General features: G+C 66.2%; 22 protein-coding genes. 12 read left to right on the top strand and 10 right to left on the bottom strand.

Annotation, left to right across the window (positions count from 1 at the left end):
• Positions 1–36: 36 nt before the first annotated feature.
• Positions 37–213 (bottom strand): hypothetical protein, encoded by a 177-nt coding sequence (locus C1H66_RS22915; protein ID WP_170064151.1) that lies wholly within the window; start codon positions 211–213, stop codon positions 37–39.
• A gap of 157 nt (positions 214–370) precedes the next feature.
• Positions 371–1,267, bottom strand: coding sequence for a LysR family transcriptional regulator (locus C1H66_RS13450; RefSeq protein WP_102628387.1), 897 nt, complete (start codon positions 1,265–1,267; stop codon positions 371–373).
• A gap of 124 nt (positions 1,268–1,391) precedes the next feature.
• Between C1H66_RS13450 and C1H66_RS13445 the strand changes: the two genes are divergently transcribed.
• On the top strand, positions 1,392–1,718 hold the full coding sequence (locus tag C1H66_RS13445) for a rhodanese-like domain-containing protein (protein WP_102628386.1): 327 nt from the start codon (positions 1,392–1,394) through the stop codon (positions 1,716–1,718).
• Between the two features lie 151 nt (positions 1,719–1,869).
• On the opposite strand, the gene C1H66_RS13440 is transcribed toward C1H66_RS13445, so the two are convergent.
• Positions 1,870–2,145, bottom strand: a complete 276-nt coding sequence (locus tag C1H66_RS13440) for a YrhK family protein (RefSeq protein ID WP_240618315.1) — start codon at positions 2,143–2,145, stop codon at positions 1,870–1,872.
• A gap of 179 nt (positions 2,146–2,324) precedes the next feature.
• Here C1H66_RS13440 and C1H66_RS13435 point away from each other — a divergent pair, with 179 nt between their 5' ends.
• A complete protein-coding gene (locus C1H66_RS13435; RefSeq protein ID WP_102628384.1) occupies positions 2,325–2,732 on the top strand; it encodes a VOC family protein in 408 nt (135 codons plus the stop codon).
• A gap of 93 nt (positions 2,733–2,825) precedes the next feature.
• Positions 2,826–3,176 carry an antibiotic biosynthesis monooxygenase family protein gene (locus tag C1H66_RS13430; protein ID WP_102628383.1) on the top strand — a complete coding sequence of 117 codons (351 nt, stop codon included), beginning with the start codon at positions 2,826–2,828 and terminating at the stop codon, positions 3,174–3,176.
• Between the two features lie 243 nt (positions 3,177–3,419).
• On the opposite strand, the gene C1H66_RS13425 is transcribed toward C1H66_RS13430, so the two are convergent.
• Together C1H66_RS13425 and C1H66_RS13420 are read right to left on the bottom strand one after the other, a co-directional pair.
• Positions 3,420–3,878: a cupin domain-containing protein gene (locus C1H66_RS13425; protein ID WP_102628382.1), complete on the bottom strand. Its 459-nt coding sequence runs from the start codon at positions 3,876–3,878 to the stop codon at positions 3,420–3,422.
• Between the two features lie 91 nt (positions 3,879–3,969).
• Positions 3,970–4,677, bottom strand: coding sequence for a glutathione S-transferase family protein (locus tag C1H66_RS13420; RefSeq protein WP_102628381.1), 708 nt, complete (start codon positions 4,675–4,677; stop codon positions 3,970–3,972).
• 116 nt (positions 4,678–4,793) lie between these two features.
• Between C1H66_RS13420 and C1H66_RS13415 the strand changes: the two genes are divergently transcribed.
• The 4 genes from C1H66_RS13415 to sigJ all read left to right on the top strand — a co-directional run bounded on the left by C1H66_RS13415 (position 4,794) and on the right by sigJ (position 7,679).
• The gene (locus tag C1H66_RS13415; protein WP_102628380.1) at positions 4,794–5,747 is read left to right on the top strand and encodes a helix-turn-helix transcriptional regulator; all 954 of its coding nucleotides are present in this window, start codon (positions 4,794–4,796) and stop codon (positions 5,745–5,747) included.
• A 77-nt stretch (positions 5,748–5,824) separates the two neighbouring features.
• Positions 5,825–6,262, top strand: a complete 438-nt coding sequence (locus C1H66_RS13410) for a VOC family protein (RefSeq protein ID WP_102628379.1) — start codon at positions 5,825–5,827, stop codon at positions 6,260–6,262.
• A gap of 212 nt (positions 6,263–6,474) precedes the next feature.
• Positions 6,475–6,807 (top strand): putative quinol monooxygenase, encoded by a 333-nt coding sequence (locus C1H66_RS13405; RefSeq protein ID WP_102628378.1) that lies wholly within the window; start codon positions 6,475–6,477, stop codon positions 6,805–6,807.
• Positions 6,807–7,679, top strand: a complete 873-nt coding sequence (gene sigJ, locus C1H66_RS13400) for an RNA polymerase sigma factor SigJ (RefSeq protein ID WP_102628377.1) — start codon at positions 6,807–6,809, stop codon at positions 7,677–7,679. Before C1H66_RS13405 ends, sigJ begins: the two co-directional genes overlap by 1 nt.
• Here sigJ and C1H66_RS13395 read toward each other — a convergent pair.
• The gene (locus C1H66_RS13395; protein ID WP_102628376.1) at positions 7,674–8,594 is read right to left on the bottom strand and encodes a LysR substrate-binding domain-containing protein; all 921 of its coding nucleotides are present in this window, start codon (positions 8,592–8,594) and stop codon (positions 7,674–7,676) included. The genes sigJ and C1H66_RS13395 overlap by 6 nt on opposite strands.
• Before the next feature lie 140 nt (positions 8,595–8,734).
• Here C1H66_RS13395 and C1H66_RS13390 point away from each other — a divergent pair, with 140 nt between their 5' ends.
• A complete protein-coding gene (locus C1H66_RS13390; protein WP_102628375.1) occupies positions 8,735–9,454 on the top strand; it encodes an FMN-dependent NADH-azoreductase in 720 nt (239 codons plus the stop codon).
• Positions 9,455–9,514: 60 nt separating this feature from the next.
• Here the strand turns inward: C1H66_RS13390 and arsH are convergent, their stop codons facing one another.
• From arsH to C1H66_RS13375, 3 genes are all read right to left on the bottom strand, one after another.
• Positions 9,515–10,261 (bottom strand): arsenical resistance protein ArsH, encoded by a 747-nt coding sequence (gene arsH / locus C1H66_RS13385; protein ID WP_102628374.1) that lies wholly within the window; start codon positions 10,259–10,261, stop codon positions 9,515–9,517.
• On the bottom strand, positions 10,258–11,421 hold the full coding sequence (locus C1H66_RS13380) for an MFS transporter (protein WP_102628418.1): 1,164 nt from the start codon (positions 11,419–11,421) through the stop codon (positions 10,258–10,260). The genes arsH and C1H66_RS13380 overlap by 4 nt, the downstream gene beginning before the upstream one ends.
• Positions 11,422–11,563: 142 nt before the next feature.
• Positions 11,564–11,986, bottom strand: a complete 423-nt coding sequence (locus tag C1H66_RS13375) for a PadR family transcriptional regulator (protein WP_205738665.1) — start codon at positions 11,984–11,986, stop codon at positions 11,564–11,566.
• 120 nt (positions 11,987–12,106) lie between these two features.
• On the opposite strand from C1H66_RS13375, the gene C1H66_RS13370 reads away from it, so the two are divergent.
• The 3 genes from C1H66_RS13370 (at position 12,107) to C1H66_RS13360 (ending at position 14,112) form a co-directional block, all read left to right on the top strand.
• Entirely contained in the window at positions 12,107–12,838 is a 732-nt protein-coding gene (locus tag C1H66_RS13370; protein ID WP_102628373.1) for a DUF899 domain-containing protein, read from the top strand.
• 69 nt (positions 12,839–12,907) lie between these two features.
• On the top strand, positions 12,908–13,342 hold the full coding sequence (locus C1H66_RS13365; protein ID WP_102628372.1) for a VOC family protein: 435 nt from the start codon (positions 12,908–12,910) through the stop codon (positions 13,340–13,342).
• A 20-nt stretch (positions 13,343–13,362) separates the two neighbouring features.
• Positions 13,363–14,112, top strand: a complete 750-nt coding sequence (locus tag C1H66_RS13360; protein WP_102628371.1) for a DUF899 domain-containing protein — start codon at positions 13,363–13,365, stop codon at positions 14,110–14,112.
• A 21-nt stretch (positions 14,113–14,133) separates the two neighbouring features.
• Here the strand turns inward: C1H66_RS13360 and C1H66_RS13355 are convergent, their stop codons facing one another.
• Positions 14,134–14,949 carry a helix-turn-helix transcriptional regulator gene (locus C1H66_RS13355; protein WP_102628370.1) on the bottom strand — a complete coding sequence of 272 codons (816 nt, stop codon included), beginning with the start codon at positions 14,947–14,949 and terminating at the stop codon, positions 14,134–14,136.
• A 92-nt stretch (positions 14,950–15,041) separates the two neighbouring features.
• Here C1H66_RS13355 and C1H66_RS13350 point away from each other — a divergent pair, with 92 nt between their 5' ends.
• Positions 15,042–15,494: a carboxymuconolactone decarboxylase family protein gene (locus C1H66_RS13350; RefSeq protein WP_240618314.1), complete on the top strand. Its 453-nt coding sequence runs from the start codon at positions 15,042–15,044 to the stop codon at positions 15,492–15,494.
• The last annotated feature ends 10 nt before the right edge of the window (positions 15,495–15,504 follow it).

Below are 15,504 nucleotides of genomic sequence, written 5' to 3'. Positions count from 1 at the left end.
GCAATCGACTGCTGGAGCCGCCTGGCGGGCTGGCGATCAGCCCAGGGCAGACGCGGGCGGCGGGGAAACACCGGCCACGGCGATCCCCACCGGCGGCGAGACACCGACCGGCGGGGTGACAGATGACAGGGGGGGAGCAGTCGCGACACGCACCATGGCGGCGACCGGAGTGGCCACCAGCGTGGAAAGAGGAGAGCGTACAGAGGTGGTCATGAACCGTTCCGCCTGGATGCGACTACGCATTAGAAAATAGCATGCCCTGCCGCGGCGTCAATCCACACCCGTCGTGATGCCGGCCAGGCCGTTGCCTACCCAGCAGCGGGGCGTGCTCCCCCGGTTGCCGACACGAATCGCCACCGCGGGCCTGGCGCTAGCGGCCTTCCAGTTCGGCCTGCCGCTGCCTGACCGCCTCGACCGCGAAGGCCATGAAGGCGCGGATACGGGCGCTGGGACGCAGGTCCGGATGGACCAGCAGCCACAGGTCGGTCGCCACCTCCGGGCCGATCGCCAGCACGCACTCCAGCTCGCTCTCCTGGCGAGCCATGTAATGCGGCACCACGGCGAGCCCCACGCCGGCCCGGGCGGCCCCCAGCGCCGCGACGACGCTGTTCGTGCGTAGTGCGAAGGCCTCCGGCGGTACCCGCTCGTCCAGCCATCGGCTGCTGGCGAGATGGCGGATCATCTCGTTGCCGCCGACGAAGCGGTGTCCCGCCGGACGCGCCGGATCCTCGAGCGCCGGACGTTCCCGCAAGTACTCGCGCGCGCCGTACACCCCCCAGCGGATGGTGCCCAGCCGGCGGCCGATCAGGTTCTCCGGCGGCGCCTGCGTCGGGCGAATGGCGACATCCGCCTCACGCCGGGCCAGGTCGAGGAAGGCACTGACGATCAGCAGCTCCAGCTCGATGCCCGGGTAGCGCTCGACGAAGCCCTGGAACACGGGCGCGAGAAACGCATTGGCCAGGGTATCGGTGGTGGTGACGACGACCCGCCCCGACAGCCGCACGTCGTGCCCCCCGAGCTCACGTTCGATGGCCTGCGCCTCCTCCTCCACCCGCTCCGCGTGCTTATGCAGCATCTCGCCCGCCGCCGTGGGCACATAGCCCTGTGGCAAGCGGTCGAACAGCCGCACCTCCAGACCGGCCTCCAGCGCCTTGAGCCGCCGGAACACCGTCGAATGGTTGACGCCTAGCGTGCGCGACGCCCCGGCCAGGCTGCCGGTGCGGGCGATCGCCAGGAAGAGGCGAAGATCGTCCCAATCGAAGTTCATGCCTTGCAACCTTGCAATGAGCCTATGCAATTTTTGGCGATTCCATTGCCGATGCGCAAATTCTACGCTGATCGTCACGTTGCCGAGGCAACGCATACACATCGCCGACACCCGGAGCACCAACATGAAGACGATCAACCGTGAAGACCTTGCCGCCCGCCTCGAAGGCCGGGAGCGCCCGATCCTGGTAGAAGCGCTGCCGGAGAAGTATTTCCGGCAGTGGCACCTGCCGAATGCCGTCAACATCAACCACGACCAGGTCAGGCTGCGCGCACCCGAATTGTTGCCGAACAAGCAGGCCGCGATCGTGGTGTACTGCGCCAGCGCGACCTGCCAGAACTCGCACATGGTGGCCAACCAGCTCGAGGCCATGGGCTATACCGACGTTGCCGTCTACCAGGGCGGCAAGGCGGAGTGGGAGGAGGCCCGGTTGCCCGTCGCCACCGCCTGACGCGTCTTGGCCCTCCGCTGGGGCCTGCCGTGCTTCGGTCCGGCGGGCCCCTCTCGGGGCGGCCTGGGCCCCATCCCCGCGGCATGCCGCATCCCACCCGCGGCGCCGGTGTTCTCGGCACCGGACGGGGAGACCGGCAGCGGGATGTCCCTCAACTCTCCCAATGACTCGGCGGTACTCGCTGGAGGTGGAGGTGGCTGGCCAAGCGAATGGTGGGACGAATCAGGAACTGGAAACTGCCGATGATGAACAGCCATACGGCGGTCCTTTCCATGCTGGGATAGAGAAACAGGATGCTGCCGGCCAGAAACCAGATGGCAATCAGAAAATCGTTGGCGATGCTGAGCGTCTCATAGCGACGCCGGATCACCAGCTCCTCCCGCCCGAGATGCAGGGTGAGCGGGCTATCGATTCGAGTATTGGGCACGCGGGTATCTCCTCCGCCGGGGGTGCTTGAGCAGGCCGTCATATTAGACAATACCCTTTTTCGCTTGGCCCTCGCGCCTCGGATCCTCCATCCTTGATTCGTGCCCCGGCAAGTTCTGACTCACTTGCCACGGGGAACGGCATACGGCTCTTGTCTGACCAGCGAAAAGGAACGCCGCCATGGAGTTTCTCGTCAATCTCGATGTGGACGATCTCGAGCGCGCCATCGATTTCTACGTCACCGCCTTCGGGCTCGAGGTCGGCCGCCGGCTCGGCGACGCTGCCGTGGAATTGCTCGGCGGCCCGGCGCCGCTCTACCTGCTGGCCAAGCGAGCCGACACCCCGGCCTGGAAGAACGCCGAACAGCACCGCCATTACGGCCGGCACTGGACGCCGCTCCATCTGGACTTCGTGGTCGATGACATCGACACGGCCGTGGAGACGGCGGTCTCCGCCGGCGCCGAGCAGGAGCAGCCGGTCGCCACCCACGAGTGGGGCCGGCTGGCGCTGATGGCCGACCCCTTCGGCCACGGTTTCTGCTTCGTGCAGTTTCTCGGGCGCGGCTACGACGAGATCGCAACCTCGTAGTCACTCGTCTGTCGGGGCAATCGCCAGCCCGAATTCATGGGCCAAGGCGTACGCGGCCCACCCCACATCACATGAAAATCGGGAGATTCCCCCATGATCGCCGTGATCTTCGAAGTCATCCCCAAGCCCGGTCGCCGCGACCAGTACCTCGACATCGCCGCCAGCCTGCGTCCGCTACTCGATGGGATCGATGGCTTCATCTCCATCGAGCGCTTCGAGAGCCTGACCCAGCCGGGCAAGATCCTCTCGCTCTCCTTCTGGCGCGATGAAGACGCCGTGACCCAGTGGCGCCAGCTCGAGCGGCACCGCACCGCCCAGACCCAGGGCCGCGAGGTGGTGTTCGACGACTACCGGCTGCGCGTGGCCACGGTAATGCGCGACTACGGCATGCACGAACGCGAACAGGCGCCTGTAGACAGCCGCGAGCGCCACGACCCCGAGTGACAGGCATCCCGCCCCGGTAAGCCCTTACTTACCGGGCAGCCACGACCATTCCTGAAGCAGGCGAGACCGGCCTATCTGCCAAGCGTGCCCTTAGGGAAACGCTGAACAAATCGACGAGCGGAGCTAAGCGCAAGGCGCACGGAGCACGGAGCACGGAGCACGGAGCCTATGGGGTATAGGTGAGGATTCCGAGCACCGCGCAACACAGCGATTTGCCCGCGCAGGCATTTGTGCAGTGTTTCCTTAGCGCTGCACGTGCTCGATGGCGTGGCAATCGACCAGGTTCCATTCACCGCTGTTGCGATACAGCCGCTTGCCCAGGCGCGGGTAGTCGGACACGTCCTGGGCCAACCGCTGGCCCACCACCAGGCACACCAGTGGCTCGTCGCCATCGTTGTACATTTCATGCGCCACGCCGTTGATGGGACAACCGATGAAGTCGCCGGGGCCGATCGGCTGCTTCCGATCGCCCAGGGTTGCCACGCCGGTACCGGAGAGCACGTAGACGGCCTCCTCCTCGTAGCGATGGCAGTGGAATTCGGTCGAGAAATGGCCGGGCGGCACGCTGATCTGGTGTATTCCAAGCTGCGTCATGCCAACGGCATCCCCCAGCGACCTGTTGATGCGCACGGCCTTGGGATTGAGGAAGTGCACCTTCCTGACACCCTCCAGGGCTTCGATATCCTGCGCCGCTAGATACATACCCGTTCTCCTCCAATGTCGAGCCGCCGCCGGGGCATCGCCCGATCCTAGCGTGCCCGGCGGCACTCGACTGCCTCAGGGCGTGCCAGGCCTAGGCGGCCAGGCGCGACTCGAGCTCTTTCAGGGTGACATGCCCCTTGAAGTGCCCCTGTCCCGCAGGCTGCTCGCCGCGCTCAATGGCCTCGGCGAAGCGCACGGCCGGATCGTCCCTGAGCTTCGCCAGATGCCGGGCCAGGTTCGGATAGTCACTCTCGAGATCGAACAGACGGTGGTACTCGGCCCAACGTGCGATGCCGACGAAGTAGGCATCCGCCATGCTGCGCTCCTCGCCCAGCAGCCACTCACGCTTGTCCAGCAGACCATCGAGATAGGCGCAGCCTTCAGCCACTCGTTCACGACCCAACCGGCGCAGCAGCGCCTGCTCCACTCCATTCAATCCTTGGGTCTCGTAGAGCGCCCACAGCGGGTTGAAGGCTGAGAAGAAGTCGGTATTAAGGTAGGCCAGCATCTGGTTCAGGCGGTCGAACTCCCGACTGCCCTGCTCGAAGCCCAACTTGGTTTCCAAGTCGCGTGCCGCCAAGTGCTGCAGAATCGCCAGGCTCTCGGTCAGAGGCTCCCCGTCCTCCAGCAATAACGCCGGGGTCTGGAACAGCGGATTGACCTTGGCATAGAGCGGGTCCCAGGGTTGCTCCAGCATCTCGATGCGGCACAGCCGGTAGGGATGGTCCTGCCACTCGAACGCCACGATAGCGCCGAACGAACAGCCTTGCGGTACGCCATAGAAGAGAACGGGTTCCATTGTCTTGCTCCTTGCTGTGTCTAGTGGTGAAAACCAGGGCCTCTGCGCCTGGCCTTGTCAGCAAGGTAATGGCTAAATAGGACAGATCAGGCCCTATTTAAACGGTAATAATCAGCGTGGCCAATCCCACTGTTCGCATACTCATGCTGCTGGAACTGCTGCAGAGCTACCGCCATATGAGCGGCCGGGAGCTGGCCGAGCGGCTGGACGTCGACCGCCGTACGCTGCGGCGTTACATTCAGGCCCTTGAGGATTTGGGCATCCCCGTCACCACCGAGCGCGGGCGGCACGGCGGCTATCGCCTGATGCCGGGCTTCAAGCTGCCGCCGCTGATGTTCACCAGCGAAGAGGCACTGGCCGTCTCGCTGGGGCTGCTCGCCGCGCAGGGGCTGGGTATCGCCGAGACCGCCCCGGCGCTGGAAACCACGCGGGCCAAGCTGGAGCGGGTCATGCCCGCCAGGTTGAAGCAGCAGGCACAGGCCCTGAGCGAGAGCGCACGGCTGGAATTGCCTTCCGCACGCGCCCCGGGCGACGAACGCCTGCTGATACTGTTCGCCACCGCCACCCAAGCGCGCCAGCGGGTCCGGCTCGACTACCGTGACGACCGGGAGCAGCACACCCGCCGCGCGCTCAATCCCTACGGGCTGGTCTTTCGCAGCGGGCGCTGGTATGTCAGCGGCTGGTGCCACCTGCGCCGCGACCTGCGCAGCTTTCGCCTCGACCGCATCGTCGAGGCCACGCCGCTCGAGGCCAGCTTCGAGCGACCAATGGATTTCGACCCTGCCGAGTACCTGGCCAACAGTATCGCCAGCCTGCCCCGCGCCATCGCCGTCAGCGTGCGCTTTGACGCCGAGCTCGCCAATATCGTTGCGGAGCTGGGACGCAATATCGGCGTATTCACGCCCGACGGAAGCGCCGTGATGCTCCACGCGCGCACCGACAGCCTGGACTGGTTCGCCCGCCAGTTGGCCCACCAACCCTTCGATTTCGAAATACTCGACCCACCCGGGCTACGCGACGCCCTCTCGAAGCAGGCCGTCCGGCTACAGCGGTTGGCAGCGAAAAAATGATCGTGCACGTGTCGAAATCGACTAGCTTGTATCGATGAAGGGAAGCAGGACCTACAACAATCCCCTGGAGACCCACCATGCAGCTTTCCACCTACCTGATCTTCGACGGCAACTGCCGTGAGGCCTTCGAATTCTACCAGCGCTGCTTCGACGCCAAGCTCGAGGCCGTATCCACCTACGCGGAGATGCCCGCCAGCGAGGGTATGGAAATTCCCGCGGAAGCCAGCAACCTGGTCATGCATGCCCGACTGCGCATCGGTGACCAGCTGTTGATGGCCTCGGATAATGCCCCCTTCTGCCCGGCGCCCTACGAAGGTATCAAGGGCGCGAGCATTGCGATTGGTGTCGACTCGGTACAGGAGGCCGAACGCCTCTTCAATGCCCTGGCCGACAACGGCACCGTGCAGATGCCGCTCGAAGAGACCTTCTGGGCACACCGCTTCGGTATGCTGGTGGACCGATTCGGCGTCGCCTGGATGATCAACTACGACAAGGAGGAGCAGGCTGCCGCCTAGCGCAGTACCGCTTCCCTCCTGAGCCGCTCGGCAAGCAGAAGGTACGTACCTTGGCCGCTGGGCGGCGCCCTTTCTGGAATACGGGCACTCGGTTGTCCTAACCTCTTCGCCCGTAAACGCCTTTGACGTGTCACACAATGCCCTCCTGAATCGTCATCACAGTGACGGCCGCTCGGCCTTCATCTTCATCCCCAGCGATTCAGGAGCCACATATGAGCCAGAGCACTCTCTTCATTGTCCACAAGGCTTTGCCCGGCAAGCGCGATGAAGTGCGGCGCGCCTGGGAGACCCACCTGGCGCCCAGCATCGAGTCGCGCCAGGTCCACGACGCTTATTTCTACTGCTACGATGACAGCGACCCCGATACGATCCGCGTCTTCCAGCGCTATGCAGACGGCGCGGATCCGCAGGCCTTCATGCAGGGACCGGCCTACGACGCCTATATTGCCGCGGTGTCGCCCCTGCTTGCCCATCCGCCCGTGATTCACGCCGCTACAGTGGCCTGGGCCAAAGACAAAGCGGCCCCGGTAACCGAGAAAGCCTGATGCCTTCTGCCGACTTGCTTCGCTTCGAGGAGGCCCGCCCCATGCTGTTGGGGCTGGCCTATCGCATCCTCGGCTCGCGCGCCGACGCCGAGGATGCGGTGCAGGACACCTTTCTCAAGTGGCAGGCGGTGGATCGGGATGCGATCGATACACCCATCGCCTGGCTGACAACGGCCTGCACGCGGCGCTGCCTCGATCTGCTGGGCAACGCCCACCGGGCCAGGGTCGACTATGTCGGCGCCTGGCTACCCGAGCCCATCCCGACACCCACCGTTGCCGCCGCCGAGGATGGGACCTTACTCGCCGACTCGCTCTCCACCGCCTTCATGCTGCTGCTGGAACGGCTTTCGCCGAAGGAGCGGGCCGCCTACCTGCTGCATGAGATATTCGACACGCCCTACGCCGAGATCGCCGCCATGCTCGAACTCAAGGAGCCGGCCTGTCGCAAGCTGGTTTCCCGGGCACGGGCCAACCTGCAGGCGGCTGAGGAAAGACACGCCCCGTCCCGCGAGCGGCAGCAAGCGCTGCTGGAAGCGTTCCGGCTCGCCATTACAGAGGGCGCCACGGCACGGCTTGCGAACCTGCTTTCGGCCGAGATTCGCCTCAGCGCCGACGGCGGCGGCAAGGTGCCCACCCTGCTCGAGCCGCTGCATGGTCGGGAGGAAGTGCTGGCCTTCCTGGTGAATCGGCTACGCGGCTACTGGTCCGACTACCAATGGCGCGAAGCCGATATCAACGGTGGCCCCGGCTTCGTGATGTATCGAGAAGGAAACGTCGTCGCCACGGTTACCTTCGGCTACGACCGCTCAGGGCAGGCCACCGACATCTTCATCGTGCGCAATCCCGACAAGCTGGCACGGCTGACATTATGAGTGGCGCTCGACGATAGAACGGCAGGCGCTCTCTCTAGACGGAGAGTCCAACAACCCCATGATCCAGTCGCGCACGGCAGCGATGGCCGACTCCTCGAGTCGCTCGGGCGGGTAGACGAGCTGGAAGGGAGCGGCCTGTATCTCGGGTCCGAATGGCTGTACCAGGCGTCCCTGACGCAGCTCCTCCTCGATCAGGTACCGGCTCATCAAGGCTATGCCCTGGCCATCTAGCGCAGCGGTGATGCCGTGGGTTTCGTCGGAGAACATCAGCCCGGCGCTGACGTCGAGCCCTGGCACCTGGACCTGGCGCTGCCAGGCCGCCCAGTCCAACGGCGCGGGCGAAGAGAAGTGGAGCAGCGTATGGCGCACCAGCTCGGCGGGGTCACGCAGCCCCAGCGAGGGGCTGCAGACGGGCACGAAGACATTGTCGAACAGCTTCTCTGCGACCAGCCCGGGCCAGGGGCCCACGCCATAGCGAATCGCCATGTCGGCGACGATGCCGTCCAGAGCGACCGCCTCGTGGGAGACCTGGATGCTCAGGTCGATTTGCGGGTGGGCGTCGCGCAGCAGGCACACCCAGGGCAACAGCCAGCGCGCAGCCACGGCTGGCGTAGTCGAGAGCTTCACGCCATGGCGCGAGGGAGGCCGTCGCAGCTTGGTCACCGTCTCGGCGATGGCATCGAAGGAGCCGCTCAGCACGGTGAGCAGCGTCTGTCCCTGGGCCGTCAGTATCAGCTGCCGTGGCCTGCGCACGAACAGGGCGATACCCAAGCTCTCCTCGAGCTGACGAATCTGGTGACTGATCGCCGTCGGCGTGACCGAAAGCTCCTCGGCCGCCCGCTTGGCACTGAGGTGGCGCGCCGCGGCCTCGAAGGCGCGCAGGGCGGAGAGAGAGGGTAGTCGGCGTGGCGTCATGGCTGAGTTTAATTTTGCATTAGCGGAAAAGAATCGTCGTTTGTCGCCCTACTGTGCTTCTGGCTTGATGGCCGAAGCAAGCAAACACAACTGAAACCAACTCATTCAAGCGATCCTACACCCAGCGAAGGAGAAATCCCATGACCCGCCTACTCCATCTCGATGCCAGCCCACGACCTGGCCGCGCCGGTAGCCATGATCACGGTTCACATACCCGCCGGCTGACCCACCACTTCGTTTCCCGCTGGCACGCCCTGGAACCGAATGCCGAGATCGTCTATCGCGATATCGGCTTGTCCTCGCCGCAGCTGACCAGCGTCGAATGGATCGAAGCCGCCTTCACGCCCGCCGAGCAGCAAACCGAGCCAATGCGGACAGTGCTTGCCGAGAGCGATGCGCTGGTCGATGAGGTCGTACGGGCCGACATCCTGGTGCTCGGCGTGCCCATGTACAACTTCGGGCCACCGGCCGTCTTCAAGGCCTGGATCGACAACATCATCCGCATAAATCGCACCGTCGACTTCGATCCACAGTACGGCGCCCACCCCCACCTGCCTCTGGAGGGCTACGTGCCATTGCTGGCCGACCGTTCACGCCACGCGGTGCTGCTCTCTTCCCGCGGCGGTTTCGACTTCGACCCGGGCCGCTCCCTGGCCGCACTCAACCACCTGGAGCCGAGCGTGCGCACCGCCCTGCAGTTCATCGGCATCGGCGGCTTCCATGACATCGCCATCGAGCACCAGGAGGAAGGCGGTGACGTACTGGCCGCCTCGACCGAAAGCGCCTTGGCGCGTATCGACCGGTTGGTGGAGCGCTTGCACAGCGAAATAGCTCTGCCGCGCCTATCGCAGCCGGCCTGATGACTGCCCTTCGAGGTGGCTGAACACCGGGGCGCAAAGCGCCCCGCCTTTTGCCATTCGCTATGAGGCCTGACCTACTGCCGCCTTGTCCGTCACCGGGTCGGCCTTGGCCCCGGCCGCTTCGCGGCGCTCCGAGTAGCGGTCCACCAGCGTCTCACTATAGGGTCGCAGCAGCAGGGTGAAGCGCACCAGCTCCTCCATCACATCGACGATGCGATCGTAGAGCGGCGAGGGGCGCATGCGGCCGGCCTCGTCGAACTCCTGGTACGCCTTGGGCACGCTGGACTGGTTGGGGATGGTGAACATGCGCATCCAGCGACCCAGCAGGCGCAGGGTATTCACCGCGTTGAACGACTGCGAACCGCCGCTGACCTGCATGACCGCAAGTGTGCGCCCCTGGGTGGGGCGTACCGCCCCCATGCTCAGCGGCAGGTGGTCGATCTGCGCCTTCATCACGCCGGTGATCTGGCCGTGGCGCTCGGGGCTGCACCACACCTGCCCTTCCGACCAGATGGCCAGCTCGCGAAGTTCGCGCACGGCAGGGTGATCGTCGCCGGCCACTTGGTCCGGCAGCGGCAGGTCGGAAGGGTCGAAGATGCGCGTCTCGGCGCCGAAGTGGCGCAGCAGCCGTGCCGCCTCCTCCACCGCCAGGCGCGAGAAGGAGCGCTCGCGCAACGAACCGTAAAGCAGCAGGATGCGCGGCGGATGCCCCAGCGGATCGGGCAGGCCCTGGCCAGGGGGCTGGCGAGCGAAGCGCTCATCGAGCGCCGGGAGATGGTCAGGGTCAGATAGCGTGCGAAGCCTCATGTCGCCTCCTTCATGGCGTGGGTTTGCAGAACGAACAGCGCCACCAGGGCCGCGAGCCCCAGGGCGGAGGAGAACAGCAGCGCCTGAGTACCAAAGCGCTCGATCAGCAAGGCAAAAGCCAGCGGCGCCAGCGCCTGGCCGAAGCGTGCCGGCACCATTAGCAGGCCCTGGCGCAGGCCATAGCCGTGCGGGCCGAAGATCGCCAGCGGCAGCGTGCCCTTGGCGATGGTGAGAATGCCATTGCCGGCGCCGTGCAGCAGCACGAATAGCGTGGCCAGTGGTGCCCCCAGCGCTATCATGCCGAGCGCCCCGATGGGGTGGGCTATGACCGCCAGCTTTGCCGAGAGCAGCGGATGGAAGCGCTGCAGCAGCGAGAACTCGAGCAGACGCGCCGCCACCTGAGCCGGCCCCACCAGCGCCGCGGCGGCGATGGCAGCGGCTGGCGACAGGCCTGCGATCTGCAGCAACCATGGCAGGTGCGCCGCCATGCCGGTACTGACGAACCAGGTCACGGCGAAGACGAAGGCCAGCAGCCCCATGGGTAACCAGGTCGTCTCCCCTTCGGCCGCTGACGCCTCGGCGCGGGGAGCGGGCGGCTGGATGCCAAAGGGAACCAGAAGGCGGTTGAGCGGCAGGCCCAGCAGCAGGTGCACCGCCGCCCAGGTGAAGCAGGCGTTCTGCCAACCGAATTCGGCGTTGAGCCAGCCGGTGATCGGCCAGCACACGGTGCTGGCAAAGCCCGCCAGCAGGGTAATACCGGTGATGGGGCCGCGCGCCTCGCGGCCGTAGAGCCCCGCCAGGGTCGAGAAGGCCGATTCGTACAGTCCCATGCCCATGCCGACGCCGATCACCAGCCACCCCGCCCACAGCATCATGGGACCGGCGGCCAGCCCCAGCAGCACCAGCCCCGCGGCGAACACCAGGCTCGAGATCGCCAGCACGTCGCGCCCGCCGCAGCGATCGATGCGCCGCCCCACCGCCGGCCCCAGCAGCGCCGATACCACCAGCGCCGCGGAGAACGCCGCGAACACCGTGCCGGTGGCGAGGCCCAGATCCAGGGCCATGGGCACGGCGAGGATCGCCGGCAAGTAGTAGGTCGAGCCCCAGGCGAGCGTCTGGGAAACGCCCAGCACCGCGACGATCCGGGATCGGGACGTCATGTTGCCCTCCCCACGGCCGCGGCGGTCCATCGTGGCGACGGGCCGGCCGGGCTCGCCAAGGCATCCATCATCAAGGCATCGATCATCGAGGTATCAGGACCTGAAAAGAGCCCTGAAACGACACCCGGACACCACCTGATCATCACGTCTCCTCGCTCTCGGGGTCGGCCGACGCGGCGTCCGCCAGACGACGGCTGGCCACGATGCACTCGGTGGCCTCCAGCCAGGCATCCACCGCCACCCGGAAGGCATGGCGGCCCTTGTCCGTCAGCGCATAGACCTTGCGCGACCGACCCTGGACGACCTGGGTGTCGGAAGAGAGATAGCCCCCCGCCTCGAACTCGTTGAGCACCGGGTAGACCGTGCCCTCCGAGGGACTGCAGCAGCCGTTGGTGGTCCGCTCCACCGCCTGCACCACCTCGTAGCCGTGCATCGGCTTGCGGTGCAGCACGCTGAGCACGAAGAACTTCGACAGCGACATCTTGATGGTGCCGCGCCAATACGAGGGGTCGCTGTAGTCCGGGACCTTGCGGCCGCCGGCGGGTGTCGGTCTCGGGGTAGTCATGGGTCGAAGCCTATACCTCGATGATCGAGGCGTCAATCACCTCGCATGCTGCCGGGCGCCCGATGTCGATTCCGCCTCGCCCCGAGCGACTCTCTCCTGCAAGCCACAGGAGGACATGTCATGTCGCCACACGATCTCACCCCCACAGGCATCGTCTCCCGCGACGAATGGCTCGTCGCCCGCCAGGAACTGCTGACCAGGGAGAAGGAGCTCACCCGCCTGCGCGACGCGCTGAACGCCAGGCGCCGCGCCCTGCCATGGGTGAAAGTCGAGAAGGCGTATGCCTTCGATACGCTCGAGGGCCGCCGGACCCTCGCCGAGCTGTTCGACGGACGCAGCCAGCTCATCGTCCATCATTTCATGTTCGGCCCCGGCTGGGAGGCGGGGTGCATCGGCTGCTCCTTCGCGGCCGACCACATCGAAGGCACGCGGGTGCATCTCGAGTACCATGACGTCAGCCTGGTCCGGGTCTCGCGGGCGCCACTCGCCGAGATCGACGCCTACCGCAAGCGCATGGGCTGGCAGGTGAAGTGGGTCTCCTCGCACGGCAGCGACTTCAACTACGATTACCAGGTCTCGTTCACCCCCGAGGAGATCGCCCGGGGCGCGGTCACCTACAACTACGCCACGGCCAACGTCTCGATCGAGGACCTGTCCGGCCTCAGCGTGTTCTACCGGGACGCCAACGGCGAGGTGTTCCACACTTACTCGACCTACGGGCGCGGCGACGAACTCGTCGACAGCACCTACATGCTGCTCGACATGACGCCCCGGGGCCGCAACGAGACGGGGCCCCACCACAACCTGATGGACTGGGTGAAACGCCACGACGAATACGCAGCCACGAAATAGCGCGCGCCTTGTCGAACCGACGGGGCCTCGCTCGACCAGAGAGTGGACATCGATACGGAGGAAGTCCTCATGCTGCTGAACACCTACCTCATCTTCAACGGCGACTGCCGCGCCGCCTTCGAGTTCTACCAGCGCTGCCTCGGCGGCGAGATCGCCGCGCTGCACCCCTACTCGGAGGCGCCGGAAGAATGCGCCCAGGATGTGCCACCGGAGCATCTCGACAAGATCATGCACGCCCGGCTGGAGGTGGACGGGCAGGTCCTGATGGGCTCCGACACCACCCCGGCATGCCCCGCCCCCTACGAAGGCATCAAGGGGGCCCATGTCTCGATCAGCGTCGACACCCCCGAGGAGGCCGAGCGAATCTTCCCCGCCCTGGCCGACAACGGCAGCGTCGTGATGCCCCTGGAGGAGACCTTCTGGGCCCTGCGTTTCGGCATGCTGGTCGACCGCTTCGGCGTGTCCTGGATGATCAACTGCGAACGGCAGCAGGCGCCGTCATGACCCCACCGGGAGACACCGCCATGAGCGAACACGCCCTGCCCCATCCCCCCATCGCCACCCGCGACGCCTGGCTGACCGCTCGCAAGGCCCTACTCGCCGAGGAGAAGGCCCTGACGCACCAGAGGGACGCGGTGAACGCCGCACGCCGACGGCTGCCGATGGTGAAGCTCGACAAGGCCTACGTCTTCGACGGCCCGGCCGGCAAGACCCGTCTGCTCGACCTGTTCGAGGGGCGGCGCCAGCTCATCGTCTACCACTTCATGTTCGACCCGGAGTGGGAGAAGGGCTGCAGCGGCTGCACGGGGTTCGTCAACGCCCTGGGGGACCTCTCGCTGCTCCATGAGCGCGATACCAGCTTCGCGCTGGTCTCCCGGGCGCCGCTGGCCAGGCTCGAGGCCTACCAGGCCTACCAGGCCTACCAGGCCGAGCAGGGCTGGCACTGGCCCTGGGTGTCGTCGCTCGACAGCGACTTCAACTACGACTTCCACGTCACCCTCGACGCGGCCGTCGCGCCGCCTGAGTACAACTACCGCAGCCGGGAGGAGCTCGAGGCGCGCACCGGCGAGCCCCACTTCATGAGCGGCGAGTGCCACGGGCTGAGCGTCTTCTTCCGCCTGGGCGAGGAGCTTTTCCACAGCTATTCGGCCTACGCCCGGGGCTGCGAGAGCCTCACCGACGCCTACGCCCTGCTCGACACCACGCCCTACGGCCGCCAGGAGGACTTCGAGGTCTCGCCGCCGGGCTGGCCCCAGCGGCCGACCTATGGCTGAGCACCCCGCGGTGGGCCGCGACTAGCCGTAGCGCCACCGCACATGGTCGAGATAGCCGCCCGGGGTGACGCCGGTGACCGCCTTGAAGTCATGAATGAAGTGCGCCTGGTCGAAGTAGCCGGCCGCATAGGCGGTATCGGTCAGCGATACCGCCGCCCCGCCCCGCTTGATCAGCTCGCGGCTGCGTGCGATGCGCAGCAGGCGGGCATAGCGCTTGGGCGAGAGCCCCACATGGTGCTGGAATAACCGCTCCAGCCGGCGCTGGCCGATCGGCAATTCATCGGCCAGCGCCGCGATGCTGCCCGGGCCATCCCCCTGCAGACAGCGCCGGCGCAGCCATTCGAGCGATGCCGGCAGCGCCGGATGCAGCGCCTCGGCATGGCGCAGCCGCTCCAGCAGGAAGCGCTCCAGCAGCGCGATGCGCCCGGCGAGGTCGGGCGCCTGGCACAGCCTCTCGTGCAGCGCCTCGAGCGCCAGATAACGCAGAGCATCGCCCGGCACCAGCTCCATCCCGGCCAGCGCGGACAGCGCCTCGCCGATGAACAGCGCCCCGTTTCCCGGCAAGAAGCGAACGCCGAGCAAGTCGAGATCCTCGCCCACCGTCAGCCGCGCCGTGCACAGCTTGGGGCCGTCGACCCAGCAAGCACCGGAAACGTCTTCCCCGTTGCGGCTCAAGGCACCGCCGAAGTTGAACAGCAGCCCCATGCCGCCATCGGGGTGCAGCAACTCCACCGCATCCGGCGCAGCAACTCCCTTGGCGCGCCAGAAGCACTGCACATGGGAGCTCAGCGCGGAGCTGGGGGCGAACTGCTGCAGGCGAAGGCCGGTCGCGTGCACGACGCCGCCAGGTCGAAAATCTACAATGCCGCGCCCGACGCCCGGGCTAGGTTGGGACCTGTCATTTACCGTCAGGAGACCCTCCAATGCGCATGAACTACTTTTCTGCCAACCCCGCCGGCCTCAAGACCCTGGTCGACGCCCAACGCCATGTTTCCAAGGCCGCGGAAGACGGCGAACTGGGCGACGGCCTGCTGGGACTGATCTATACGCGCGTCTCGCAGATCAATGGCTGCGCCTACTGCATCGACATGCACACCAAGGATGCCCGACGCGCCGGCGAAAGCGAACAGCGGCTCTACGCCCTGAGCGCCTGGCGCGAGACGCCCTTCTTCACTCCCCGCGAGTGCGCCGCCCTGGCCTGGGCCGAAGCCAATACACTGATCGCCGGGCGCGGCATCGACGACGCCCTGTTCGACGCCACCCGGGCGCACTTCTCGGAGCAGGGTCTGGTCGACCTGACCCTGGCGATCTGCGCCATCAACGCCTGGAACCGCATGTCGATCAGCTTCTCGGCGGACGCCGGCAGCTACCGCCCCGACTGACCCTCATCCC

This window comes from Halomonas heilongjiangensis (assembly GCF_002879645.1).
In the GTDB taxonomy this organism is placed as follows: domain Bacteria; phylum Pseudomonadota; class Gammaproteobacteria; order Pseudomonadales; family Halomonadaceae; genus Halomonas; species Halomonas heilongjiangensis.
The sequence above is the reverse complement of the archived record's forward strand: the minus strand, read 5'-3'. Positions and strand labels throughout refer to the sequence as shown.